The sequence below is a fragment of the Salegentibacter tibetensis genome, assembly GCF_020164485.1.
GTDB classification, from domain to species: domain Bacteria; phylum Bacteroidota; class Bacteroidia; order Flavobacteriales; family Flavobacteriaceae; genus Salegentibacter; species Salegentibacter tibetensis.
In genome coordinates this window covers 1-470 of record NZ_JAIQZA010000111.1, presented here as the reverse complement: position 1 = coordinate 470, position 470 = coordinate 1, and the positions used below count along the sequence as shown (strand labels likewise).

Sequence of the window (470 nt, the reverse complement as noted above, 5' to 3'; positions counted from 1 at the left end):
CATTGGTGAGCTTGTTATATGCTGACGGGTCTTTTGCTATTTTGATATTTCTGAATTCCATAGTTCTTTCTATTTATAATTAGGTATTTATAGATGCAAAATTTAAGCCAGCTAACTTTCCAACAGTCGTGTGGCCGGTGGTTAAAAAGGCGTTTCTTCGGTTCTCCTATTGTAAGTGGTCCATACGCGTGGATTAAATGTTTAACAATATCGTATACGCTATAGCTCCTATTAAAAAGAAACCATAATTATTTTCTTTGTCCTCAGGAAGCTCTTCTCTAAAGGTATTTACAACGATGGCTCCTGCGAGTAAGGCAAACATTGAAGATGAGATCATGTCTGTGATCGTAAAGATTACACCTATTAGCCAACCAGTAACAACAGCACCAGCCATTATCCAGCGACCGGTTCTATCATACATTTTCTCATGGTGTTGGAGGAGCGAGTAGTCGACAAGGAGGAAATGAAAG

Annotated in this window: 1 protein-coding gene; it reads right to left on the bottom strand. The window is 38.9% G+C overall.

The window, feature by feature from the left end:
* Nucleotides 1-193 precede the first annotated feature (193 nt).
* On the bottom strand, nucleotides 194-470 hold a 277-nt coding region (locus tag LB467_RS18725), incomplete at its 5' end, for a hypothetical protein (RefSeq protein ID WP_224475668.1).